This window comes from Pseudomonas sp. BLCC-B112 (genome assembly GCF_028550695.1).
GTDB lineage: Bacteria > Pseudomonadota > Gammaproteobacteria > Pseudomonadales > Pseudomonadaceae > Aquipseudomonas > Aquipseudomonas danubii.
In genome coordinates, this window is sequence record NZ_JAQQGK010000010.1 from 245926 (window position 1) to 271133 (window position 25208).

A 25208-nucleotide genomic window follows, 5' to 3' on the forward strand; every position below is an offset into this window, starting at 1 on the left:
CAGACCAATTTTGGAGATCACGATGAATTCCTTCGCTGAAAAACTGGTGGCCGGGGCCACTGCTCCGTCGGCCTCGGTCGAGCTACCGCTGGGTGAGCAGGTACGCTGTGTGCTGATCCACGAGTTTCTTTCGGCCAGCGAATGCGAGGCGTTGATAGAAGTCACGGAGCAGTGCGGGTTCGCCAGCGCAGGGTCTGACTACCCGTCCTCCTACCGCGATAATGACCGGATCGTCACAGACGACCCAGCTCTGGCCGGGCGACTCTTCGAACGCTTGAAGCACTGCGCCTTGCGGATGCCGAGGCTGGGGACGGTGATCGATGAGGACGGCTGGCGTCTGGTCGGCATCAATGAGCGGCTGCGCTTCTGCCGCTACCGGCCCGGCACCCAGTTCCGTGCCCATCAGGATGGTGTACACCATCGTCAGCGCCAACAGTCACGCCTGACCTTCATGATTTATCTCAACGACGATGCATTCAGCGGCGGAGAGACCGTGTTCTTCGAGGGGCGGTCCGCAGCCATGTCGAACCGGAATTCCACGCTCAGGCTGCGCCCCCGAAAGGGCAGCCTGATCGTATTCGACCACACCCTCTGGCACGCCGGCGCCTTAGTGGACGCAGGCCAAAAATACATCATGCGCAGTGACCTGATGTACGAGCCACAGCATGCCTTGCACGTCGATGGTCCCTTCCAGCCGGGCCACCGCGGTTACGTATGGGCGCTTGCCGACCTTGACGACAGGGGCTTGGCAAGCGCCGGGCGTGACGCAACCATCCGGCTTTGGGATCGCGAGGGCCGCTGCCTGGGTCAGCTTGACGGACATACACAGTCCATTCTGGGTCTGGTGGAAGTGGCGCCTGGCGAGCTGGTTTCTCACTCGCGGGACCGTACGATCCGGCATTGGTCCTTGGCGAGTGGCAAGTCAAGGTTGGTCGGCACATCGGATTCGGCCGTCCTGTCCTCGGCCAGGTTAGACGCTGGCCGCTTCGTGACCGGGGCTGCTGACGGTCGCCTGACAATCTGGAACCTGGCGACAGGTGCCGCGGACAGGCGTCAGGCCCACGCCTGCTGGGTCTGGGCGATAGCACCTACGGGCGACGGCGGTTTCGCCAGCGCATCGGAGGACGGAACCGTCAGGCTGTGGCAACCCGAGGAGCAGGACTGCGTACAAGTGCTCGATCTGGGCCGCCCCCTGAGGACGCTGGCGAGCTGGATCGACGCCGATGGCAGCGTCACCTTGGCCGCTGGTGATCTTGACGGCGCGGTGCACCTGCTAGCGACCGAACCGATGCTGGCGCTTCTGGATTGCCTTGCCGCTCATGACGGGCCGGTCCGGCGCGTGCGCTTCGAGGCGCGACACATGCTGCTGACCTGCGGCGAGGATGGATTCGTCAGGCGCTGGAACCTGCCCTCACGGCAAGGGGCGATCATCGGCTCACACGACAACTTTGCAACCGATGTACTCCCCACCCGCTCCGGTCGCTGGATCAGTTGTGGGTATGACGGCCGGATATTGGTGCATGGCGACAAGGGCGGGACGGACGATGAGCTGGGTGAGTTACTTGAAAAGTTCAGCAGACTCGCAGGCCATCCAGATGGCTACGACCTGATTTTCCACCCTGAACTCGGTGCGGATAACTCCGCCGAGGGAGTTACTAAAACAGTGAAGGAATGGCGGAAAGCCCAGGGGCTGCCGGGATTCAAGAACGACTGATTGAAGCGCTTACCCACATAAAGAGACACGCTCATAGTTAAAAACGGCCATAAGCAGACGGTCGTGATCTGTTGCCTCTAACGATTGGCAGAACTCGCCCAGTATCCACCGATGATCAGCGCTGGCGTTAAAACCAATATGGGGGGCATTCCCGGGGTGCAACCGCAGTATCTGCCGAGCAGAATTCGCAGAGAACCCCAACGGTCTATCCTTCAAGACTTGACTCCAATTGATCAGGGCTGATGTATGGACTCTCTCTGGATCGCACTGGCCATTTTTGGTTGCCTCGTTGCTGCCTCGCTTCTCATGATGCAGTGGTACCCAAAGCTGGCATCCCACCACAGGGATGAAGACACCAACTCCGTAATTCGCCTAGTAGCCAACATTTTTGTGGTTATGACATCGCTGGTCTTTGGTTTGATGATCAATTCTGCCAAAAACACTTTCGAGTCCATTGATGCAAACTTCCATGGGTATGCAACCAGCATGATCATTTTTGATCGGACACTGCGGGGCTATGGCGATGCGGCACAAGACACGCGAAACCGTCTGATAATCTATCTTGAGCGCGCTATCGAGACCCCATATCGAGGAGACGAGGCGCTGCAGCATCGTAACAGCGAGGCGGCTAAACACCTGGATGATATAGGCAAGTCTTTGGCTCTTATAAAGCCCCCGGACCGCTACCATGAAACGATGCTTCAGGATATTCGTCAGCAGTATCATTCGCTCATCGAGCAACGCTGGAGGATCGTAGAGCAGTCAGAGGGAGCGATTCCTGGTCCGCTTATTGGGATGCTTGCTGCCTGGTTGACGCTCATTTTCGCCAGTTTTGGATACCGCGCTCCCCGTAACTCGATGGTGATAGGAATGTTCATCATCTCGTCATTGCTCATTGCGGCTTCCGTTTACCTTGTTTTGGACATGGACGTGCCATTTCATGGCCCTATCCAGATATCCGACGAGCCCCTGCGCAGGGCGCTCGCAGTAATGCAGCTCTAGGGGCGCGTAAAGCTCTGGCGTTCTGATTCGCGGCCTCGAAGCGGACCAAGCCGAAGTCCGCTTCTGGCCGATTGCTGCCCGTCAAGAACGGCACTAATCGGCCAGAAGCGGTCATCCAGGTTGGGCATCATCCGGGTTGATTTTGTCTTCGACGTTAAATCTACTCAACAATGCGGCTCCATCCGAAACACCAAGAATCTGATCAATTACGGCTATTTTCCGGGTCGCACAGTCGAGTTGAAAGTCAGCATTGCTGTATGTAGCCTCCGCCTCATTGTGGAGTGCATAGGCCATATGGGCCGCAACACGGACGCTCATTGGAGCATCTACATCACTGCCCAGATAATCTGCAAGCAACGTCCTGATCTCTATCAGTGCAAGCGCGAGTAGCCTGGTTTGAGCAGTCTGCATAAAGGTATCCCGGGTATTACAACGAATTTGCGAACGGATTTCGCGAGATTACATAAACTTTCAGACTGTCAAAAGCGAAAGACCTTTATGGGTCGGCGTCTGCTGGTCACGACAGGCAGAAACCGGCCAATAGCGGACGTTTAGGCTAGAGAAATAAATCTGTCTGTGTCTCTTGGGGCGACCACTACAGTTCAGCTTTCATGTAGAAGAGCGGGTTTCGATTTTTACTTGGGCTCTTCACACCGCCTGGGCCGGAAGCAGACAGCTGTAGAGATGGGATTCGATAGCCGAGTTAAAGGGCCACCCTGCCTTTCTGCGCCTTTGGCCAACAGGTCGCTGGTATGATCTGCGTCCGGAGCCGCCTGCTGGAGGCGGTGTGTTTGAGCACAGGAAGTCCCATGAAAAGAATGCTGTTCGGTGTGTGTCTGCTTTCACTGGCCGGTTGTGTCAGCTCGCCCGATACCTCCTTCACCCAGGCCACCCCAGGTTGCAAAGCGGCCACCGCTGAGGTCAATGGGAAACCGGTCACCACGCAGTTCTGCATCAAGACCATCGCCTTCAAACCCTCACAATACCGAGTCACTGTTAACGACCAGGTGCTGTTCACCGGTACCGACTACCAACGCGTCGCCTTTACCAAAACCATCAAGGAAGGTCCGGCCAAGGGCACATGCAACGAGCTAATCGAGTTGCAGGGCTCCGGCTCGACAACAGTGCCATTGAACGAGTTGCCCACCGAATTGGTGGCAGGCTGCCGAATTACGGCAGACGCGGCCGGTAACTCCCAAGCCTTTAGCAAAGACGACGCCTGCGACAAGGTGTTCTACAAGTCGCTGGCGCCGTTGCTGGGCAAGGTGATGCCGGCTGAAGTGGCCCGCCAATGCAGCGTGACGGTGGGCGAGCAGACCGTGTTTGACCAACGTTTCAACTTTTAGAACAAGGCACTGGAGCAAAGGGGTAGATTTCCTTTCTCTGCTCTAGCCGATACCGGCCTCTCCGCTGTCCCTGCGCCACCCACCACCAGAACGGCGGAGCCCTAAGGTAGTTTTTAAAAGTCAGTGAGCGGATCTGAGGCCAACGGCAGAAGCAGGACAGTGGGCAAAGAGCCGATCGCTGAAAAGCGCCCCGTTCAAGCAAAAAGGCGACGCATTGCGTCGCCTTTTTTGTTGCTTCATTACTCAACCAGGGGTCAGGCAGGATCAGCCTGTCTCAAGGTTCTATCACCCAAGGTACGCAACAGATCGAAGCCATCACTGAGCAACAGGCCGATGGCAAAGCGGATCTGTAAGAGGTCTTGCTGACCAGAAGCGCAGTCAAGAATTTCCAGCAGGTTGCGGGCTGCGCCGATGCGTTGCTGAGCGCAGGTATACAGATCGGCCAACGAGGCGTTGGCGTCCAGATAGAGGACGGGATGGTCGGTGTCGTTGCGGGTGAGCGGGATGGGGTTGCAGGTATGTGTGCGGGTCATTGGTGAAACTCCATGAGAGACAAGTCTTTACCGCCGTCAAACAGCCAAATGGAATCGGCTAAGAGACGAGGTTTATGCCCATAGTTTTTTGGCCCGCGATGACCAGTCACTGAGCTGCGGTGACGTGTTGGACTATAGAAGTGATATTCGCTCGATGACAGTTTCTGGGTAAAAGATCGTTCGGTTTATCGTTTCAAAAACACACAGTGATCAGCTTGTGACAGGCTGCATTCGTCCGATAGCAGCCCTCCGCAAAGGACAGCTATCGGCCGGAAGCACGGAAGATGACTAAACGCATGAACCGGCTATCGGCCCTGCACGCAATAATGGCAATATGACTCCTCTTGGAGAAAGCAGCATTCGGCACGAGACGAAGCCGGATGTCATGCGTATAGGGATATGGAATATGGCTTCGATTCAGGTGGATGGTGAGGACAAGACCGCAAAAATCAGCGACTGGGCGATTCGCTGGAGCGATAAGTACGAAGCCCTGGAACTAACCTGTCACTTCCCCTCCAAGAAAAAATACACCCGCCCGCTCAGTAACTGCCAAGTTTTGCCCACCCGCGTGTTGACCAATGTATTGCTGCACAAGCCCGGCAGCACGATCGTCACGTCCATTGCCAAAGCTACGATTTACGGCGAGCGATATGCCGTCGTGCACTACCCGGGTGCCCAGAAGCCCTATGTCTACAAGATGGACGGTATCAGCTTTACCGCCCCGACATCGATGAAGGAAACGCCGGCCTTCCGCTATTTCACTATCGTGGCGAATGCCCGACGGGATCACGCTGAGTCGAAGACTGATCGTGAAATTGCCGACAATGTGGTGCGCCAGCTCGGAAAGCTGCCCGCCATCGCTGACACTGCCTTGCAAGCCTACTGTACGGGGCGCAACGGTACGTTGGCGCCGGGTCAGGGGCTCATCTATCCATTCGGGCTTAACGAGAGTCAGCTTCAGGCGGTCGAGCGGGCGTTCAGCGCGCAAATCAGTGTGATCGAAGGCCCGCCAGGGACCGGCAAGACCCAGACGATCCTCAACATACTCGCCAATATTCTGTTACGTGGGCAGACAGTAGCGGTGCTGTCCAACAACAATGCGGCCGTGGAAAACGTCTACGAAAAGCTGGAGAAATACGGTCTGGGCTACTTGGTCGCCAAGCTTGGCAACCAAGAAAAACGTGAGGCCTTCTTCGCCAACTTGCCTGCTTGGCCATCAAGCGCGCCCGAGCTGGCACCGTCTCTGGATGAGATCCAGGCCTTGCTGACCCGTTTGAAGCAACACCTGCAAGACCACAACAGGGCGGCACAACTGCAAATCGAGCTGGACGAGCTGGTCATCGAGCGACGCTACCTGCAGCAGTGGCAGGCAGAAAACGATGTGCAGGCCACAGGCTCGCTCGACAAGTACGGCCTGACACCGCGCAAGACTGCGGACCTCATGGCCTACCTGGCTTACCTCGGCGAGCAGCGCATTCATCTAAAAGACCGCATCGAACTACTGTTCAAATTCAGAATCTTTCGCACCAAGCCATTCGCCGAGGGCGAGGCGCGTATGGCCGTTTTCCATGCACTGCAGATGCATTACTACGATAAGTCGCTACGGGACAAGGAAGCTGAGCTGAGAACTTGCCGTGAATCGTTGGCACGCGCGAATTTCACGGCACTGCTGAATGAACTGACAACAGCATCGATGCACCATCTGAAGCAGCATTTGCAACTTCAGGTACCGCCGTTGGACAACTTTGAAGTCAAAACTTACTGCAGGCATTTCGATACCTTCGTGCAACGCTTCCCTATCCTGGGCAGCGGCACGCACTCCATCGTCAATTCGATCGCGCCGGGCGCGGTCCTCGATTACGTGATCATCGACGAAGCCTCTTTGCAGGACATCGTGCCGGGCATCCTGCCACTGGGCTGTGCAAAGAACCTGATCGTCGTAGGAGACAACCGCCAGTTGCCGCATATCCCTGTGGCACTGGGGCTTCAAGCACCCGCCGAGACCTATGATTGCGAGCGCTACAGCCTGCTGGATTCGTGCATTGCCGTGTTCCAGGACGCGCTGCCCAGAACCCTGCTGAAAGAGCATTACCGCTGTCACCCCAGGATCATCCAGTTCTGCAACCAGCAGTTCTATGACAACGCACTGGTGCCGATGACCGAGGACAAGGGCGAAGTCCCACTGCGCCTAGTGGTGACAGCCAAAGGCAACCACGCCAGGAAGAACACCAACCTTCGGGAATTGGACTCCTTGCTGAAGGTGCTTGAAGACGAGGGGCAGCCTGTCGGAATGGACGGCGAAGGCCGCGGTTACATCGCCCCGTTCCGGGCGCAAGTCAACCTTTCCGATACGCACTTGCCAACGGATTTCGTCAAGGACACCGTGCACAAGTTTCAGGGGCGCGAATGCGACGAGATCGTCTTTTCTACCGTGCTGGACAAGAAGCGCTACAACCAGGCGCAAACACGCCTGGATTTCGTCGACGACCCACGCATGATCAACGTGGCAGTTTCACGGGCCAAACAGCGCTTCACCCTGGTGACCGGCGACGAGGTGTTCACTGACAATAATGGCCACATCGCTGCGCTGATCCGCTACATCAGCTATTACGCACAGGACGAGCAGATCGTGCGCGCGCCGGTGGTGTCGGCATTCGACTTGCTGTACCGCGAGTACGACCAGTCTCTGGCACGCTTGGACGCCCGACTGCGGCCCGAGGATTCACGATATAAGTCCGAGCAGATCGTGGCACAGCTGCTGCGCGAAGCGTTGTCAGCCCCGGCGTGCCAGGCATTGAAGTACCACACACAGATCCAGCTGGATAAGCTTGCATCGCCGAGTAGCCTCGACTGGACGGAGCCCCAGCGGGCGTTCATGCGGCGCGCCAGTTGCGATTTCGTGATCTATTTCAAAGTTGGCAAGAAACCGATAGGGGTGATTGAGGTCGATGGTGGATACCACGACCGGCCCGTGCAGGCAGCTCGGGACGCCATGAAAAATGAGATTTTGGCTAGAAGTGGCATTCCTATTCTGCGCCTACGGACAGTTGAGAGTGACATTGAGCGGAGAGTTGGCGACTTTATCGGGCAGTGGACTAGTCCTACGCATGGCGCATAAGTACTGGGTCAGAGGCCGTCAGTCGCTGATTGTAGCAATCGACCTAGGCTGTGTGAAAACGCACTAAATACGTCGCAAACTGAAAGTCGCGATGGTGCCAGTGGAATCAGCGCACGTAAGCGCGAATTTCCTTGATCAGTTGCATAGGCGGTCGTATTGCCGTTTGGGCCGCGTCAGCGACCCAAACAGTCGCTCTCGAACCGCCAAGCAGCTTGGTTCACGCCCTGATCGCCTCGTTTCAGCCTCGATTTCTTCACGCGCCAGGTTCGCCATATTGCTCAGTTGCCCACGATCATTACCAACGTTGGTCACCTCATGGGCAATGATCAAATGGCGCTTGTCGTCGACCGCTGTTTGGACGTTATAGCCAACCGTTCCAGTGCCTCGTCCGCTCGTGGCCATTGAGCGTGCATCTGGGTCTGTGAGGGAGATTTGCTGGTCTGGACTGTCGTGGAGCTGCACCTCGATATCCTTGAGTTTCTGCATCTGCTTTTTCAGCGTTTCGATTTTTTCTTTCAACCGCTCGGCCTTGGCCTCGGCCACTTCGGGCGTTGCCCGATCCGCCGAATCCATCGCTGCCAGATAACGGTCAATGCTCTGTTCGATCTGCTGCATGCGTGCCTTCACTTTGCCCTGGGTGAAGTTACGGTCACGATTGTTGACGGCTTTGAATTTGCTGCCGTCGATGGCGATGATCGACTGAGAGAAGAGATTGAGGTTGCGGTAAAGAACTACGAACTGACGGCATACGCTGCGAATGGCTTTGCCATTGTCTTTGCGAAAGTCGGCAATAGTTTTGAAGTCCGGGGCCAAACGCCCCGTTAGCCACATCAACTCGACGTTGCGCTCAGCCTCACGCTCAAGTCGGCGGCTGGATTGAATCCGATTGAGATAGCCGTAGATATAGATCTTTAGCAAGACCGCTGGATGATAGGCCGGACGACCCGTTGCAGCAGGATCGACGCCCTCAAACCCAAGTGCCCCCAAGTCGAGTTCATCGACGAAAACGTCGACCACTCGGACTGGATTTTCTTCGGTTACGTAATCGTCCAGGCACTCCGGCAGCAGAATCATTTGGGTCCGGGCCTCGCGCTCAATGAATCGCTTCATGATCGTCCTCGATACGATCTAAAGGATCAAAAGATTATACAAACACTGGCATTTTCACCCGGTCTGCTCGACTTCTACCTGTCATGAAAAGCCGTTTCGATCTAAACAACCCCCGTCATCGTCTCTAGAGCGATGTTCGGTCGACACCTTGTACAATCTCGCTTGTTACAAAACCCACCCCGCAATGATCGCAATAAAACCCATCAACCAGTTGCTCCAGCGGCGCTACTTTCAGAAGGGCAGGCTTGCATTCATCAACTGCTAGCTGATCCAAGCGTTGATAGCCTGCTTTTTCTTCCCCATTGAAGCGTTTTTTTGGGCTTGCTGCTCCTATCAGAATTCCCTTTGGTCTGACGTGTTGGACGGATCCACAGCGGGGGCAGGATTCCATAGGGTTTTGGTTCATGGCATGACCTGATTTGAGAGGGGCGAGAGCAATGACACCGAAGAACTCAAGAAATCCTTTAACCAATGTCGTAAGAACTGACTTCCAGAGCAGTGAAAATGATTCCGTATATCTACGGACTTCACGTAGAGACTCCCCGTCCCTATCGATGCTGACGTTTTCACACAGCCTGGGTCGATAGCTGTCTCCCGTGAATGTCTGCTTTTGGCCCAGAGTGTGTAAAAACGCTTTGACCTCATGACCCAGCCCGTCCCAGTGAGCTAAGTGAGCTAAGTGAGCTCTTTGAGCGCGTTGTTAGGAGATAGTGAGGACATGCTGGTAGACAGTGCTTCTTTCGGTATCACAGAATAATTTTTTATGAGCTCCTGTCAAAACGTTTGCCTCGACGTTGCCTGCAATTGCTCTGTAATGAGCTCCCCTCATGTTTTTATAAATATCGAAGAAACCACTTTCGGGGAGTCCAGTGTCTTTTTTTGAAAGCAACGCGCCGTAGATTGCTGTTTTGCTGTCGCAAATACCTCTGCACGCCTCCTCAAAAGTATCCCATACCTCGTTCTTTGGCGTGCCTGTTTTGAAGACATTGTAAATTTTCGGGTAAGAAACAGTTTTCCTGTCTCTTGCAGCTGAGATCAGAATTTCTCGGATTGTCTGAATCGGGTCTTGCATAGTTTGGCCATTCCCTAACTGTAAGTAGACGACACACGCGGGATAAAATTTTCCGCCACTTGTGTCTGATAAAGTTACTTCCCCTTCAGCAGCACCTTAGGTACGGCTATAACGCGATAATAGCGGGGGAAAAGCGACATGAGTCTTCACGGAGATTACGAAGTCGCTAGCAACGTGTCCATGGCCTGTTACTGCTGCTCGTAACGAGCCACCCTCCCCGAGGGTGACGCTTCTAGCCGAAAACTGTCAGTCAAAGTAGGAAAATCAACCCTGCTCCATTGCTTCCTTCGCTCCCCCCCTACCGGCTCACGCCTCCTCAATTTTCCGGTGAATCGCGATTAGATCAGGAAGGAATTTTAGACAATTCCCTGTAAAAAACTCTCGGGACTTATTGATCCGATATTTATCAAACAAACAATGCAAAGCCTGCTCTAGCTTTGAATAGTTTGTGGTTTCAAGCTGGCTTAAGATCGTGAAGCGAAAAGGTACCCCCGTCGTATAGAGCTGTGTGATGCGCTTGTCGACTGACCCACTGGTTATTCCAATCTTTACGATCTCGACTTGCTCAGCGGTATAGAGACCGGTGGAGAGCACGTACAGCGTCCCGATATCCGCCTCTAGCTTGGCAAGGTCCTCCCCCTCAATGAAATCATCAGCCTTGGTGTCCACTGAGGCGGCGTCTGCCAAGAGAGTCATTAGGTGAGGCTTACGACTTTTATCTGCCGCGATGTCTGAGGCGCCTCTGCAGGCTAAGTAAATTCGGGCAAGAACAGCATGGTCAACATCTTTGTAGTTACCTGCAGCGACGTTTTTCAAATGGCTTGGCGTGCCAACGTACTGAGGGTATCCGGTCTTCACGAACTCTCGGATCTGTTGCGGTGTCAGTCCCTCAGGATGCTGCCGAAGAATCTCCCGTACCACATCGGTGAAGCTTAGTTCGCCCTGCATACTCAATCCTAGAAAATGCTGATTTACGTTGATGGTAGCAGCGGATCAACCAATGAAACATAACTCACGCACATCGCAGAAATACGCTTTTCTTCACAACTTGGACGACTCCTGTTGGCCGATAGGTGCCTCTCGCAAAGGGCAGCTACCGGCCAAAAGTAGCCCTTCGTAGGCGGCAGCTTTCGTCCCCTGTAAACGGCATCTCCAGAGTCTTTGCGATTTGGGCCAAGATCTTTGTGCATTCTTCAGAAATAACGAGCGGTGGCTCATTAATCATATAAAGCAGGTGTTCGAACGCTATTCCAGCCTCGTTGCGATCGACATAATCCAGAACGATTTCACCACCATTCTCTAAACCTGCCTGAGCTAAAGGATGGTCATCCGGTACTGGGCCGGTTTGTTCGTATGCAATGGACATCAGCGCGCTGATTTCCTTGAGCACCTCTATGAAATCGGCCCTCAAATCGTTGTTAGGGTGATTCATTACAAACATTCCTTCGATTACGGTGACCTGCGGACCACGCGCTCTTGGCCGATTGTTGCTCAAGGCCGGGGCCATGCATAAGCGCTTCGGATCACGCTCTGCTCATTTCCTCGTACGAAGCATCGACGACCGAGCTGTGCTCACCCCAAACAGTTTCAGCAACGTCCTGGATAATTTCCGCTAGCGTCTCAACATCCACACCCTCGGCCTTGATGCAGGCCAAGCGTCCCGCCGACCAATCGATAACCGTGCATTCTGGGTACTTCTCTAGCAGTTCAGACAACGCTTTCTGAGGTGGTTTTTTGTGGGCGTACATGAAGTCAAAGCACGAAGCCCTGGCATCCCGAAGCGAGTACACCAGAACCCAGGCATTCGATGGGCCGGGAAACCACAGGGTGACGTTACGGTGTGCCCATTCAGGTTCACCGTGTTTAATGCGTCGAAGTACTTCAATGATCGAATGGCAATCGGGTATTTTGGTCATGCGATCAGGGTCGAACGTCCAGCCAGGCTCAGACAGGGTCCTGGTTTTGCTAGCCAAAAGTGCAGCCATTCTTGCTTTTCTCTTCATCGTATTCCTTTGGGGCCGAGCGTCCGTTTCTGGCCGAAAACAGCCCACCACGAGAAAGCTTTTCAACCCATAGCTTTCATTGAATGAAGGTCACGAAGCTGGTTTCAACTTCGACGCATGCTGGCGGGAGCGTATTGACCAGCATGGCGGCATCATCGCCTTGGTTAAGAAAAACCAGGAAGTCCCCGGACTCAAACTCGATCCTAAATCCGACTAGCCGAGATGCCTGGCCGTTGAGGCAATCGAGCATGCCCTTGACCTCGAGAACTTTCTCGCCTTCGAGGTGGGACGCTGATAACGCTGCAAGGAGGTTTTCCCTCTTCCAGGCGCAAGTCACGCCAGGCTCTATCTCGAAGGAAACGGGCGTGTTGATGGGGTATATGTCAGCCCCAACACTCTCACCATCACTCAAGAGGTACATGGATATCACCTCTTGCCCGCCGAAATGCCATTCAATAGAGCCTACATATCCCAGACTCCTTTCGCCGTTGAAATAGTACTGGTCATGCATCAGCGCGCTCAGTCGCTTACCCACCAGCAAACGTGCCGTGTGCAAGTCTTGGGCTGCTCTCGTATGAGAAAAGCAATAGCGGCTATCCATTAAGCACCTCATGTACGTCGGACGAGGGGCAGTCCACTGCTGACCGAAAACTGCCACTCAAGGACGATGCCGTTGAGTCGATAGCAGCCCCCTTCTGCGTTCGACCAGAAACAAGGGTTGGAAAACGCTGCAACGAATGGCGGCCCACCCCTACCCCTACCCCACCCAATACCAAACCGCTCCCCCCTCAAACTCCGGCATCACTTCCCCCTGTGCAAAGCAGCGCCGCGACTCCGGCTGCGCCGGGGTAAACCAATAACCGGCCTTGCTACAGGACTGCCCCGCCACCACCGGCGCTACATGCTTCGGATCGCTCGGCCGAAGGTTCCTCGCATAGGCCACCAGATCCTTGGGATAGACCCTATGCTCGACCCCGCTGTCATCGATGCCATAAAGGAAGGCAATAGCAGCCGCCTCGAACGCCCAATACCCGCAATAGCTGCCCTCGTCCCCTTGCAGGTGGCTGTCGTGCCAGGGCGCTTGCTCGAACGCGGGGTACCAGTCGTCACAGTACTGCTGCAGAAGGTCGCTGGCCTCGGTCGGGTCGTCGGCGTAGATGGCTTGTATCAGCGGTGTGTAGACGTCGTGGTACCAGTCATCGACGTCATATCGGTCGGGCAGCAGTTTGCACAGCAGGTCTTCGTAGAGGGTGTCGTCCCCGGCGTAGCCTGCGGGGTCGATCAGGGCCACGAAGCGTTGGAGCAGGTCGGCGCGGTGCAGCAGGATGCACAGGCTGAACACCTGGACGCACTCTTGGTACTGATCGAGCCAGTCGTCAATCGCCAAGGGGGTGATGTTCGGAATCTGGTTGTACTCGGCCAGTTGTCTTTGCAGGTGTTCGTAACTGTCCACCAGGGTTTCCAGCAAGGGAATCAACAGGTCGATGCTGTGGCCGGCGGTGTAGCGGATGAGGATTTCCTTGAAGATCCACTTCTGGAAATGCCGGGCCCTGAGGGACTTTTCCTGGGCTTCGGAGTCGGACTCAAAGGTGTTTTCGGCAAAGAATTCCACGCTGTGCTGGTAATTGCTGAAGAAGTTCTCCAGGCGTGCTGCGCTGAGGAATGCTTGTCGTCTGTCCTTGATCATGGGTCTTCCTTGTCTGAACGGCGCCCGCTCCAGGCCCTGCCCGCAAGCGCGGCAACGGCAGTCACCAGTCTAAAAAACAAAGCCCGCGACACAAGGCGCAGGCTGGATAAGGTTGCAACAGGTCGAGCCGGATCAGTCACCCAACCCCTTAGAAGTTCGCCGGGGTGTTGGCGCTGATGATTTCCGCCTCATCCTGGCCAATGTTGCGAAAGCTATGAGGCAAGGTGGTGGGGAAGTAATAGCCATCCCCAGGGTTGAGCACGCTGACTTGCCCGTCCACGGTCAACTCCACGGTGCCGCGGGTCACCAGCCCGCACTCCTCGCCTTCGCTGTGCACGATGGCTTCTTCGCCGGAGCTGGCGCCGGGAGCGTATTGCTCGCGCAGAAAGCGCATCTGCCGGTTGGCCACCGGGGCGCCGATCATCAACAGGCGCAGGCCGTCGCGGCCCAGGTCGGGCTGTTCGTTGGCGCGGAATACGTATTGATGCTCCCGGGGCGGCTGGTCGAAGGTGAAGAAGTCGGCCAGGGACATGGGGATGCCTTCCAGCAGCTTTTTCAGGGAGCTGACGGAGGGGCTGACGCGGTTCTGTTCGATCAGGGAGATGGTGGCATTGGTGACGCCGCTACGACGGGCCAGCTCGCGCTGGGAGAGTTTGTAGCTTTCGCGAACGAGTTTGAGTCGGGTGCCCGTGTCCATAACAGCCTTATGTGAGAAGTACTTAAGGGTATTTTTGCGGCGGTTGGGTCGCGAGGATCGCGATTTGGCTGCCCTGGAGCCTGAAAAGGCGGCTATTTAAACATGTTTGACAGGCAAGCTGTAAAGGCTGGCGATGAGGGGTGCCGCGGGGGAAATGTGGGCGCTGTCGGAGGGCGTCGGGAGGTCCTGGGGACCTCGTCGCAGCCTGCGGCAGCGGCTACAGGGTGGAGGCTGTAGCCGCGTTGTGCATTCAGATGCCGAAGCGGTCGCGCAGGGCGTAGTAGGCGGCGCCCAGGGCGGTCAGTGGGGCCTGGAAGGTGCGCCCGCCAATCATCGGCATGTGCGGCAGGGAGGCGAAGGCGTTGAAGCGTTCGGCGTCGCCGCGGATCATTTCGGCAATCAGCTTGCCGGCCAGGTGCGAGCAGGTGACGCCGTGGCCGCTGTAGCCCTGCATGTAGTAGGCGTTCTTTTCGATCCGGCCAAATTGCGGCATGCGCGACATGGTCAGCAGGAAATTGCCGGTCCAGCGGTAGTCGATCTTCACGTCCTTGAGCTGGGGGAAGGTCTTGAGGATCTTCGGCCGGATCAGCTGATCGATGTCATCCGGTTCCCGGGCGCCGTAGACCACGCCACCGCCGTACAGCAGGCGGTTGTCGCCGGTGAGGCGGAAGTAGTCCAAGAGGTAGTTGCAGTCTTCCACGCAGTAGTTGTTGGCGATCAGGCTGCGGGCCAGTTGTTCGGGCAGTTGCTCGGTGACCACGATCTGCGAGCCGCAGGGCATGCTCTTGCGGGTCACTCGTGGATCGAGGTCTTGCTGCAGGTAGGCGTTGCCGGCGATCAGCAGGTACTTGGCGCGCACCAGGCCCTTGGCGGTACGCACCACGTTGGGTTCGCCGTAGGTGATTTCCACCGCCGCCGACTGTTCGAAGATCTTGCCGCCCAGGCCGATGATGGCGCTGGCTTCGCCCAGGGCCAGGTTCAGCGGATGCATATGGCCGCCCTGCATGTCCAGCAGGCCGCCGATGTAGTTCTTGGTGCCGACTTCGCGGTCGATCTGCGCCTTGTCGAGCATCTTCAGGTTGTGATTGCCCAGACGCTCCCAGTTGCGTTTCTGTTCCGCCAGGCCCTTGAGCTGCTTGTTGTTCAGGGCGGCGAAAATGCCACCGGGGCGGTAGTCGCACTGGATGTCGTAGTGCTGGATGCGCTGGCGGATGATGTCGGCGCCTTCGAAGATCATGCTGCCGAGCACTTCGGCGCTTTTTTCGCCGTAGCGTTCTTCGATCACGTCCACGTCGCGGCTGTAGGAGTTGACCAGTTGCCCGCCGTTGCGCCCGCTGGCGCCGAAGCCGACCTTGGCCGCTTCCAGCACGGTGACGCTGTAGCCCGCTTCCGCCAGGAACAAGGCCGAGGACAGGCCGGTGTAACCGGCGCCGATCACACAGACGTCGCACTCCACACTCTCTTCGAGTGGCGGGTAGTCGGTGGTCTGGTTGCGGGTCGCGGCGTAGTAGCTGTTCACGTAGGTTTGCATGAGAAATTCCCCAGCGGGTACGGGCCCAGGCCCGCCGCCGCTGTTGTTATAAGAGTTAGAGCTTGATCCAGGTCGCTTTGAGCTCGGTGTATTTGTCGAAGGCGTGCAGCGACTTGTCGCGACCGTTGCCGGACTGTTTGAAACCGCCGAACGGCGCGGTCATGTCGCCACCGTCGTACTGGTTGACCCACACGCTGCCAGCCCTCAGGCCACGGGCAAAACGGTGGGCGCGGCTGAGGTTGGCGGTCCAGACCCCGGCCGCCAGGCCGAAGATGCTGTCGTTGGCAATCTGCAGCGCTTCTTCTTCGGTATCGAAGCTGATGACCGACAGCACCGGGCCGAAGATCTCTTCCCGGGCGATGGTCATGGCGTTGGTCACGCCGTCGAAGATCGTCGGCTCGACATACAGGCCGCCAGTGTTTTCCAGGGTGCGGACGCCACCGGCCAGCAGTTGGCCGCCCTGCTCCTTGCCGATTTCGATGTAGCGCAGCACGTTGTCCAGCTGGCGCTGGTCGACCACGGCGCCAACCCGGGTTTCGGGATCGAGGGCATGGCCCGGTTTCCAGCCCTTGAGGGCCTCCACCAGCAGCGGGATGAACTGTTCGCGGATCGAGCGTTCCACCAGCAGGCGCGAACCAGCGGTGCAGACTTCGCCCTGGTTGAAGGCAATGGCCGCAGCCGCCGCTTCGGCCGCTGCGCGCAAGTCCGGGGCGTCGGCAAACACCACGTTGGGGCTCTTGCCACCGGCTTCCAGCCACACCCGCTTCATGTTGCTTTCGCCGGAATACACCAAGAGTTGCTTGCCCACGGCGGTGGAGCCGGTGAAGGCCAGCACATCCACATCCATGTGCAGGGCCAGGGCCTTGCCGACGGTGTGGCCGTAGCCCGGCAGGACGTTGAACACCCCCTTGGGGATGCCGGCGTCCAGGGCCAGCTGGGCGATGCGGATCGCGGTCAGCGGCGACTTTTCCGACGGCTTGAGGATGAACGAGTTGCCCATCGCCAGGGCCGGGGCGAACTTCCAGCTGGCCATGATCAGCGGGAAGTTCCACGGCACGATGGCCGCCACCACGCCCGCCGGTTCCCGGGTCACTAGGCCCAGCTGGTCGTGAGGGGTGGCCGCCACTTCGTCGTAGAGCTTGTCGATGGCTTCGGCGTTCCAGCGGATGGCGTTGGCCGTGGCCGGAATATCAATAGCCATGGAGTCGCCAATCGGCTTGCCCATGTCCAGGGTTTCCAGGAGCGCCAGTTCTTCCTGGTGCGCAAGGATCAGGTCGGCGAAGCGAATCAGGATGCGCTTGCGCTCGGCCGGGGCCTTGCCCGACCAGACGCCACTGTTGAACGCCTGGCGCGCCACGGCCACCGCACGATCGGCATCGGCCTGATCGGTGCTGGCGACGTTGGCCAGAAAGCGCCCGTCCACCGGGCTCAGGCATTCGAAGGTGGCGCCGCTGGCGGCGGCGCAGTACTGACCGTCGATAAAGGCACGGCCTTCAAGGCTGAGGGACTGGAAGTGCTGCTCCCAGTCGCTGCGGGATTTAGTCATGACAAATACTCAAGGCAGGAAGTGACACGGTCATCAGACCGTGTGCAGGTACCAGTTGTATTCCAGGTCGGAGATGGAGTTTTCGAACTCCGCCAACTCACTTTCCTTACAGGCCACGAACACGTCGATGTACATCGGGTCGATGTACTTGGCCATCACTTCGCTGTCGTCCAGTACGCGCAGGGCGTCCCGCAGGTTGGTGGGCAGGCTTTGTTCGTTCTGCTCGTAGGAGTTGCCTTCAACCGGCGCTCCCGGGTCGATCTTGTTGGTCAGGCCGTGGTGAATGCCCGCCAGTACCGAAGCCATCAGCAGGTAAGGGTTGGCGTCGGCGCCAGCCACCCGGTGCTCGATGCGCACCGCATCGGCGGAACCGGTGGGCACGCGCACGGCCACGGTGCGGTTGTCGATGCCCCAGGTCGGCGAGTTCGGCACGTAGAACTGCGCGCCAAAGCGGCGGTAGGAGTTGACGTTAGGGCACAGGAAGGCCATCTGCTCGGGCAGGGTGTCGAGCACACCGCCGATGGCATGGCGCAAGGCTTCGTTGGTTTCCGGGTCTTCGCTGGCGAAGATGTTGTTGCCCTGCTTGTCGAGAATCGAGATGTGCACGTGCAGCCCGTTGCCCGCCTGGCCTGGGTAAGGCTTGGCCATGAAGGTGGTGTCCATTTCATGGTCGTAGGCGATGTTCTTCACCAGGCGCTTGAGCAGTACTGCGTAGTCGCAGGCTTTGATCGGGTCGCTGACGTGGTGCAGGTTGACTTCGAACTGCGCCGGGGCGCTTTCCTTGACGATGGCGTCGGCCGGGATGCCCTGCTCTTTCGCGCCTTCAAGGATGTCTTGCAGGCAGTCGACGTATTCGTCCAGATCGTCGATCAGGTAGACCTGGGTGGAATGCGGACGTTTGCCGGAAATCGGCGAACGGGGCGACTGTGGACGGCCGTTCACGTTGTCCTGGTCGATCAGGTAGAACTCCAGCTCGAAGGCGGCGCAGATGGTCAGGCCCAGCTCGTCGAACTTGGTCACCACCTGGCGCAGCACTTCGCGGGGGTCGGCGAAGAATGGCTGGCCTTCAATCTCGTGCATGGTCATCAGCAGTTGCGCGGTGGGACGCTTCTGCCAGGGCTCGACGCTCAGGGTGCCGGGGATCGGATAGCAGATGCGGTCGGCGTCGCCGATGTCCAGGCCCAGGCCGGTGCTTTCCACCGTGGAGCCGTTGATATCCAGGGCAAACAGCGAGGCTGGCAGGTTGATGCCCTTCTCGTAGACCTTGTGCAGCGCGGTGCGCTCGATGCGCTTGCCGCGCACCACACCGTTCATGTCTGCAATCAGCAGATCGACGTAGAGAACCTCGGGGTGTTTTTTCAGGAAGGCATTGGCTTCATTGAGTTGAATGGCACGCGGGGGGACCGACATGATGCACCTATTGTGTTAATTATTATGTTCACTGCTGTGACACGCCAGCAGTCAACCCGAAAGAAAAACCGGAGTCAATAGCCAACAGCAGCGGCTTCTCGTCAATTATTTTGCTCCACCAGAGACAAATAACCGGCGCAATCCGCGCCACCTGCGGGTTTCGGACGATTAACGTTTAGAATTTTTTACATGGAAGTTGTTAATTAAAATCAACGAGGATAAGCTCTGGAAAAACTCGTTCCAGCGTGAATTTCGAGGTGATAAAAATGGCATTCAAGCCATTGATCGGCGTTACTGCGTGCGTCAAAGAGATCGGCCTGCACCCCTACCACGTCAGCGGCGACAAGTACTTGCGTGCTGTCAGCGTCGCGGCCGAGGGCCTGCCCCTGATCATTCCTTCCCTGGCGGATCTGATCGATATCGACGATCTGCTGCACAACATGGACGGGCTGCTGTTTACCGGCTCGCCCTCCAATGTCGAACCCTTCCATTACCAGGGCACGCCCAGCGAACCGGGCACCGCCCACGACCCGCAACGCGATGCCACCACCCTGCCCCTGCTGCGCGCGGCGATTGCCGCTGGCGTGCCAGTGCTCGGCATCTGCCGCGGCTTCCAGGAAATGAACGTGGCCTTCGGCGGCAGCCTGCACCAGAAGGTGCATGAACTGCCGGGCTACATGGACCACCGTGAAGCCGACGACCCGCGCATCGAAGTGCAGTACGCCCCGGCGCACCCGGTGGCAATCCAGCCCGGCGGCGTGTTCGAGGCCATGGGCCTGGCCGGCGAGATCCAGGTCAACTCGATCCACAGCCAGGGCGTCGACCGCCTGGCCCCCGGCCTGCGGGTCGAGGCCGTGGCCCCGGATGGCCTGATCGAGGCGCTGTCGGTGGAACACAGCACAGCCTTCGCCTTCGGCGTGCAGTGGCACCCGGAATGGCAGGTGCTGTCGAACCCGGCCTACCTGCGAATCTTCCAGGCCTTTGGCGACGCCTGCCGGCAACGGGCCGCGCAACGCCGCTAACCGGCAAACCCCGGCCGCCAAGGCGGCCTTCCAGGCATTCAACAAGATCCACCACGCCCTGCCCCACGGCGAGCGCGCCTGCGCGCGCCCCGTGTTCGGCGTGAGCAGCAAACGGCAAGACCACAACAACAAATAGCGTCAGGCCGCCAGGAAGGCAGCGCCGAATCAGCCCGCACCCCCTGCGGGCTGGCAATCAACCTTTAAGCCCGGCCGAATTGGCCAGGCTGCTGACACCTGTTGGGAGTTTCACATGGCAAACGCCTCCAGCACTTACCGCAAGGCCCTCGAAGGCACCCCGAGCCCGCAGAAGGTCCTGGTCAAGATCGACCGCGTGACCAAGAAGTTCGATGAAACCGTGGCCGTGGACGATGTCTCCCTGGAGATCCACCAGGGCGAGATCTTCGCCCTGCTGGGCGGTTCCGGCTCCGGCAAATCCACCCTGCTGCGCATGCTCGCCGGCTTCGAACGCCCCACCGAGGGCCGCATCCTGCTGGATGGCGTGGACATCACCGACATGCCGCCCTACGAGCGGCCGATCAACATGATGTTCCAGTCCTACGCCCTGTTCCCGCACATGACCGTGGCCCAGAACATCGCCTTCGGCCTCAAGCAGGACCGCCTGCCGGCCGCCGAGATCGACGCCCGGGTCGAGGAGATGCTCAAGCTGGTGCACATGACCCAGTACGCCCGGCGCAAGCCGCACCAGCTGTCCGGTGGCCAGCGCCAGCGGGTGGCCCTGGCCCGCTCGCTGGCCAAGCGCCCCAAGCTGCTGTTGCTGGACGAACCCATGGGTGCCCTGGACAAGAAGCTGCGTTCGCAGATGCAACTTGAGCTGGTTGAGATCATCGAGCGCGTGGGCGTGACCTGCGTGATGGTGACCCACGACCAGGAAGAAGCCATGACCATGGCCCAGCGCATCGCCATCATGCACCTGGGCTGGATCGCCCAGACCGGCAGCCCGGTGGACATCTACGAGGCGCCGGTCAGCCGCCTGGTGTGCGAATTCATCGGCAACGTCAACGCCTTCGACGGCACCGTCACCGAAGACCTGGAAGGCTACGCCATCATCGACTGCCCGGACCTTGAGCAACAGATCTACGTCGGCCACGGGGTCAGCACCTCGGTGCAGGACAAGTCGGTGACCTACGCCATCCGCCCGGAAAAGATGCTGGTCACCACCGTCAAGCCCGACGCCCGCTACAACTGGTCCAGAGGCAAAGTGCACGACATCGCCTACCTGGGCGGCCACTCGGTGTTCTACGTCGAGCTGCCTGGCGGCAAGATCGTCCAGTCGTTCATGGCCAACGCCGAGCGCCGTGGCGCGCGGCCGACCTGGGACGACGAAGTCTACGTCTGGTGGGAAGACGACAGCGGCGTGGTGCTGCGGGCATGAGGACTTCGACCATGAGCACGTTCAATCAGAAGTTGTTCCGCATGCTGCCCAGCGGTCGCAAGCTGGTGATCGGCATTCCTTTTCTCTGGCTGTTCCTGTTCTTCATGCTGCCGTTCTTTTTGGTGATGAAGATCAGCTTCTCGGAAGCGGCCCTGGCAATCCCGCCCTACTCGGAGATCTACAGCTACGCCGAACAGAAATTCCAGCTGCTGCTGAACCTGGGCAACTACGCCATGCTGGCCGGCGACGAGCTGTACCTCTCGGCCTACCTGGGCTCGCTGAAGGTGGCGCTGCTGAGCACCCTGATGTGCCTGGTGGTGGGCTTCCCCATGGCCTACGCCATCTCCAAGGCCAGCAAGGAAACCCAGAACGTCTTGCTGCTGCTGATCATGATGCCGACCTGGACCGCGATCCTGATCCGCGTCTACGCCTGGATGGGCATCCTCAGCAACAACGGCCTGCTCAACAGCTTCCTGCTGTGGACCGGGCTGATCAGCCAGCCGCTGGAAATCCTCAACACCAACATCGCCGTGTATATCGGCGTGGTCTACGCCTACCTGCCGTTCATGGTGCTGCCGCTGTACGCCAACCTGGTCAAGCATGACCAGAGCCTGCTGGAAGCCGCGTCCGACCTGGGTTCGAGCAACTTCAACAACTTCTGGAAAATCACCGTACCCCTGGCCAAGAACGGCATCATTGCCGGTTGCATGCTGGTGTTCATCCCGGTGGTCGGCGAGTTCGTGATTCCGGAACTCTTGGGCGGCCCGGAAACCCTGATGATCGGCCGCGTGCTGTGGCAGGAATTCTTCAACAACCGTGACTGGCCGGTGGCCTCCGCCCTGGCGGTGGTGATGCTGGCAATCCTGATTATTCCGATCCTGCTGTTCAACCGCAGCCAGGCCAAAGAGATGGAGGCACGGGCATGAAACGCTTCGAATTTTCCAAACTGATGCTGGTGCTGGGCCTGCTGTTCATCTACCTGCCGATGCTGATCCTGGTGATCTACTCGTTCAACGCCTCCAAGCTGGTGACGGTGTGGGGCGGCTGGTCGATCAAGTGGTACGTCGGCCTGCTGGACAACCAGCAACTGATGGGCTCGGTGATGCGCTCCCTGGAAATCGCCCTGTACACCGCCGTAGCGGCGGTGGCCCTGGGCACCCTGGCGGCCTTCGTGCTGACCCGAGTCACCCGCTTCAAGGGCCGTACCCTGTTCGGCGGTCTGGTCACCGCGCCGCTGGTGATGCCCGAGGTGATCACCGGCCTGTCGCTGTTGCTGCTGTTCGTGGCCATGGCGCAATTGATCGGCTGGCCCATGGAACGGGGCATCGTCACCATCTGGATCGCCCACACCACATTCTGCGCCGCCTACGTAGCCGTGGTAGTCTCCGCGCGCCTGCGGGAGCTGGACCTGTCCATCGAAGAAGCGGCCATGGACCTGGGAGCGCGCCCGTTCAAGGTGTTCTTCCTGATCACCATCCCGATGATCGCGCCGTCACTGGCAGCCGGCGGCATGATGTCCTTTGCCCTGTCCCTGGATGACCTGGTGCTGGCCAGCTTCGTCTCCGGCCCGGGTTCCACCACCTTGCCGATGGAAGTGTTCTCGGCGGTGCGCCTGGGGGTCAAGCCCGAGATCAACGCCGTGGCCAGCCTGATTCTGCTGGCGGTGTCCCTGGTGACCTTCCTGGTCTGGTACTTCGGCCGTCGCGCCGAAGCCGCCCGCAAGCGGGCGATCCAGGAAGCCATGGACTTCACCGCCAACGAATCCTGGCAGCCACCGGCGGCAAAAAAACCTGCGGTACGAGCGCCGGCGACGGCCTGACCGTGACCGCTTCGCCAGCCCGCTGACGCCTACAGGTTGATGTTATCCGTAGGCGCCCGCTGGCTGGTGAAGCGGGTAAAAAGCTCCCCCAATATCCACCTTGCACACGCAGCAATCTGCACAATAAGAAATGGAGTTGTAGTGATGAAAATGCTTGGCAGGACTCTGTTCGCCAAAACCCTGCTCTCACTGTCCTTGATGGGCGCGATGGTGACCGGCGCTCAAGCCAACGATAAGGTGCTGCGCGTTTACAACTGGTCGGACTACATCGCCCCGGACACCCTGAAAAAGTTCGAGACCGAAACCGGTATCCACGTCACCTACGACGTCTTCGACAGCAACGAAACCCTGGAAGCGCGCCTGCTCACTGGCAAGTCCGGCTACGACATCGTGGTGCCGTCCAACAGTTTCCTGGCCAAGCAGATCAAGGCCGGGGTCTACCAGGAACTGGACAAGTCCAAACTGTCCAACTGGAAAAACCTCAACCCGGTACTGCTGAAAAACGCCTCCGCCAGCGACCCGGACAACGCCCATGCCTTCCCCTACATGTGGGGTTCGATCGGCATCGGCTACAACCCGGACAAGGTCAAGGCGGCCCTGGGCACTGACGCCCCGACCAACTCCTGGGACCTGCTGTTCAAGCCTGAGAACGCCGAGAAGCTCAAGGCTTGCGGCATCAGTTTCCTCGACTCGCCCACCGAGATGCTCCCGGCCGCCCTGCACTACCTGGGCTACCCGGTGACCAGCAAGGACAAGGCGCAGATCCTCGAAGCCCAGGAGCTGTTCATGAAGATCCGGCCTTCGGTGACCTACTTCCATTCCTCCAAGTACATCTCGGACCTGGCCAACGGCAACATCTGCGTGGCCGTGGGTTACTCCGGCGACGTGCTGCAGGCCCGTTCCCGCGCCGAAGAGGCCGGCAACCAGGAGAAGGTCGCGTTCAGCATTCCCAAGGAAGGCGCCGGCAGCTTCTACGACATGATGGCCATCCCCAAGGACGCCGCCAACGTCGACAACGCCTACCTGTTCATGAACTTCCTGATGCGCGCGGACATCATTGCCGAGGTCACCAACAGCCTGGGCTACAGCAACGCCAACGCGGCGGCCACGCCACTGGTGGACGAAGCGATCCGCAACGACCCGGCGTCCTACCCACCGCAAGAGGTGCTGGCCACCTTGTATGCGGTGCCGGATCAGCCGATTGCCATCCAGCGCGTGATGAACCGCGGCTGGACAAGGATCAAGCTGGGTAAATGATCCAAGCCGCCCGCCGAACAGGCGGGCGCTGCTGCCCTTTTTCCGTTCCTGTCGCGCCTTACCACCGCGACACCCCTGCGAACGGCTTCACCCGGCTCCCTCGGTTGGGGTGAATCCTTGGCGCCTTCGGGCGCCTTTTTTGCGTTCCCTGTAGCCGCTGCCGCAGGCTGCGAACGGCTTGGGCGGCGTACCGACGCAGCAAACGCAGCGATCCTGAAGGCAGCAGAGGGTCCTGCGGCCCCTGTCGCAGCCTCGCTAACGCTCGGCAGCGGCTACAAAGACTCCAGATACCTTCTTGAGCACTCTGTAGCCGCTGCCGCAGGCTGTTCCCCGCCCCTAGAAGTGGTATTTTTTGCCGCTTCTGGCGTGACTGATCGGCATGAAGCCAAAGCCGCCAACTTTCAAGGAGCTGCACCGATGAAGTCCGCCGTACACCCTTGCCCGTTGCCCCATGATTCCAGCATCGCCTCCCTGGCCCCGGGCGCGACCTTCGTCGACTGCCGTCGCACCCTGGCGACCGACCCCGAACGCAGCGCCATGCGCCACCTGCTGAACCTGATGAGCCAGACCCCGGCCTGGATCGACCGCCTGATGGGCCTGCGCAACCGTGTGGTGCAGTTGTTCGGCCTCAAGGACCTGGGACGCCTGACCCGCATTGACCTGTCGCGCCCCGACGAGGATTACCAGCCCGGCGACCGGGTCGGCATCTTTACCCTGATCTCCCAGAGCCCCGATGAGGTGCTGGTGGTGGATCGCGACAAGCACCTGGACGTGCACCTGTCCCTCAACCTCCAGCCCCTGACCGCCGAGGGCCTGCGGCCGATCGTGCTGTCCACCGTGGTCCATCCGCACAATCGCCTGGGGCGCCTGTACATGCTGCCGGTGGCGCCGTTCCACCGGATCATCGCGCCCATGACCCTGGCCACCATCAATAATAACCGCTGAGCC

The 25208-nt window shown here is 58.7% G+C and carries 23 protein-coding genes and 1 pseudogene; 10 read left to right on the forward strand and 14 right to left on the reverse strand.

Going from position 1 to position 25208, the window contains the following annotated elements; genetic code table 11:
- The first annotated feature begins 22 nt into the window (after positions 1-22).
- Positions 23-1714 (forward strand): bacteriocin immunity protein, encoded by a 1692-nt coding sequence (locus tag PQT43_RS25205; protein WP_272754904.1) that lies wholly within the window; start codon positions 23-25, stop codon positions 1712-1714.
- A 246-nt stretch (positions 1715-1960) separates the two neighbouring features.
- Positions 1961-2716, forward strand: coding sequence for a bestrophin-like domain (locus PQT43_RS25210; RefSeq protein WP_110595887.1), 756 nt, complete (start codon positions 1961-1963; stop codon positions 2714-2716).
- Between the two features lie 111 nt (positions 2717-2827).
- Here PQT43_RS25210 and PQT43_RS25215 read toward each other — a convergent pair whose 3' ends face one another.
- The gene (locus PQT43_RS25215) at positions 2828-3127 is read right to left on the reverse strand and encodes a hypothetical protein (protein ID WP_272754905.1); all 300 of its coding nucleotides are present in this window, start codon (positions 3125-3127) and stop codon (positions 2828-2830) included.
- A gap of 398 nt (positions 3128-3525) precedes the next feature.
- On the opposite strand from PQT43_RS25215, the gene PQT43_RS25220 reads away from it, so the two are divergent.
- A complete protein-coding gene (locus PQT43_RS25220; protein ID WP_152686111.1) occupies positions 3526-4062 on the forward strand; it encodes a hypothetical protein in 537 nt (178 codons plus the stop codon).
- A 254-nt stretch (positions 4063-4316) separates the two neighbouring features.
- Here PQT43_RS25220 and PQT43_RS25225 read toward each other — a convergent pair whose 3' ends face one another.
- Positions 4317-4595 carry a hypothetical protein gene (locus PQT43_RS25225; protein WP_253085577.1) on the reverse strand — a complete coding sequence of 93 codons (279 nt, stop codon included), beginning with the start codon at positions 4593-4595 and terminating at the stop codon, positions 4317-4319.
- A 406-nt stretch (positions 4596-5001) separates the two neighbouring features.
- On the opposite strand from PQT43_RS25225, the gene PQT43_RS25230 reads away from it, so the two are divergent.
- The gene (locus PQT43_RS25230) at positions 5002-7713 is read left to right on the forward strand and encodes an AAA domain-containing protein (protein WP_253085578.1); all 2712 of its coding nucleotides are present in this window, start codon (positions 5002-5004) and stop codon (positions 7711-7713) included.
- A 237-nt stretch (positions 7714-7950) separates the two neighbouring features.
- Here PQT43_RS25230 and PQT43_RS25235 read toward each other — a convergent pair.
- From PQT43_RS25235 to PQT43_RS25290, 12 genes and pseudogenes are all read right to left on the reverse strand, one after another.
- A pseudogene (locus PQT43_RS25235) lies at positions 7951-8823 on the reverse strand (IS1182 family transposase); the annotation flags it as partial.
- Between the two features lie 124 nt (positions 8824-8947).
- Positions 8948-9229, reverse strand: coding sequence for a hypothetical protein (locus PQT43_RS25240; protein ID WP_253085579.1), 282 nt, complete (start codon positions 9227-9229; stop codon positions 8948-8950).
- 294 nt (positions 9230-9523) lie between these two features.
- Positions 9524-9895: a hypothetical protein gene (locus PQT43_RS25245; RefSeq protein WP_139187207.1), complete on the reverse strand. Its 372-nt coding sequence runs from the start codon at positions 9893-9895 to the stop codon at positions 9524-9526.
- Positions 9896-10201: 306 nt separating this feature from the next.
- Entirely contained in the window at positions 10202-10843 is a 642-nt protein-coding gene (locus PQT43_RS25250) for a GIY-YIG nuclease family protein (RefSeq protein WP_019095026.1), read from the reverse strand.
- Positions 10844-10988: 145 nt separating this feature from the next.
- Entirely contained in the window at positions 10989-11327 is a 339-nt protein-coding gene (locus tag PQT43_RS25255; protein WP_253085580.1) for a hypothetical protein, read from the reverse strand.
- 91 nt (positions 11328-11418) lie between these two features.
- Complete coding sequence (locus PQT43_RS25260) at positions 11419-11898, reverse strand: hypothetical protein (RefSeq protein WP_253085581.1); 480 nt, start codon at positions 11896-11898, stop codon at positions 11419-11421.
- 76 nt (positions 11899-11974) lie between these two features.
- Positions 11975-12499 carry a hypothetical protein gene (locus PQT43_RS25265; protein ID WP_253085582.1) on the reverse strand — a complete coding sequence of 175 codons (525 nt, stop codon included), beginning with the start codon at positions 12497-12499 and terminating at the stop codon, positions 11975-11977.
- 156 nt (positions 12500-12655) lie between these two features.
- Positions 12656-13585: a PoNe immunity protein domain-containing protein gene (locus tag PQT43_RS25270; protein ID WP_253085583.1), complete on the reverse strand. Its 930-nt coding sequence runs from the start codon at positions 13583-13585 to the stop codon at positions 12656-12658.
- 148 nt (positions 13586-13733) lie between these two features.
- Positions 13734-14282, reverse strand: coding sequence for a cupin domain-containing protein (locus PQT43_RS25275; protein ID WP_015635120.1), 549 nt, complete (start codon positions 14280-14282; stop codon positions 13734-13736).
- 250 nt (positions 14283-14532) lie between these two features.
- Entirely contained in the window at positions 14533-15813 is a 1281-nt protein-coding gene (locus PQT43_RS25280; RefSeq protein ID WP_272754912.1) for an NAD(P)/FAD-dependent oxidoreductase, read from the reverse strand.
- 55 nt (positions 15814-15868) lie between these two features.
- Positions 15869-17359 (reverse strand): aldehyde dehydrogenase, encoded by a 1491-nt coding sequence (locus PQT43_RS25285; RefSeq protein WP_123393016.1) that lies wholly within the window; start codon positions 17357-17359, stop codon positions 15869-15871.
- Between the two features lie 33 nt (positions 17360-17392).
- Complete coding sequence (locus PQT43_RS25290; RefSeq protein ID WP_110595901.1) at positions 17393-18769, reverse strand: glutamine synthetase family protein; 1377 nt, start codon at positions 18767-18769, stop codon at positions 17393-17395.
- 266 nt (positions 18770-19035) lie between these two features.
- Between PQT43_RS25290 and PQT43_RS25295 the strand changes: the two genes are divergently transcribed.
- The 6 genes from PQT43_RS25295 to PQT43_RS25320 all read left to right on the forward strand — a co-directional run bounded on the left by PQT43_RS25295 (position 19036) and on the right by PQT43_RS25320 (position 25205).
- Positions 19036-19791: a gamma-glutamyl-gamma-aminobutyrate hydrolase family protein gene (locus PQT43_RS25295; RefSeq protein WP_102864202.1), complete on the forward strand. Its 756-nt coding sequence runs from the start codon at positions 19036-19038 to the stop codon at positions 19789-19791.
- A gap of 250 nt (positions 19792-20041) precedes the next feature.
- Positions 20042-21184 (forward strand): polyamine ABC transporter ATP-binding protein, encoded by a 1143-nt coding sequence (potA, locus tag PQT43_RS25300; RefSeq protein WP_253085587.1) that lies wholly within the window; start codon positions 20042-20044, stop codon positions 21182-21184.
- Between the two features lie 44 nt (positions 21185-21228).
- A complete protein-coding gene (locus PQT43_RS25305) occupies positions 21229-22110 on the forward strand; it encodes an ABC transporter permease subunit (protein WP_170004810.1) in 882 nt (293 codons plus the stop codon).
- Entirely contained in the window at positions 22107-23003 is an 897-nt protein-coding gene (locus PQT43_RS25310; RefSeq protein ID WP_102879976.1) for an ABC transporter permease subunit, read from the forward strand. Before PQT43_RS25305 ends, PQT43_RS25310 begins: the two co-directional genes overlap by 4 nt.
- 150 nt (positions 23004-23153) lie before the next feature.
- Complete coding sequence (locus PQT43_RS25315) at positions 23154-24260, forward strand: polyamine ABC transporter substrate-binding protein (protein ID WP_253085605.1); 1107 nt, start codon at positions 23154-23156, stop codon at positions 24258-24260.
- Between the two features lie 417 nt (positions 24261-24677).
- A complete protein-coding gene (locus PQT43_RS25320; protein WP_253085588.1) occupies positions 24678-25205 on the forward strand; it encodes a DUF2867 domain-containing protein in 528 nt (175 codons plus the stop codon).
- Positions 25206-25208 lie beyond the last annotated feature (3 nt).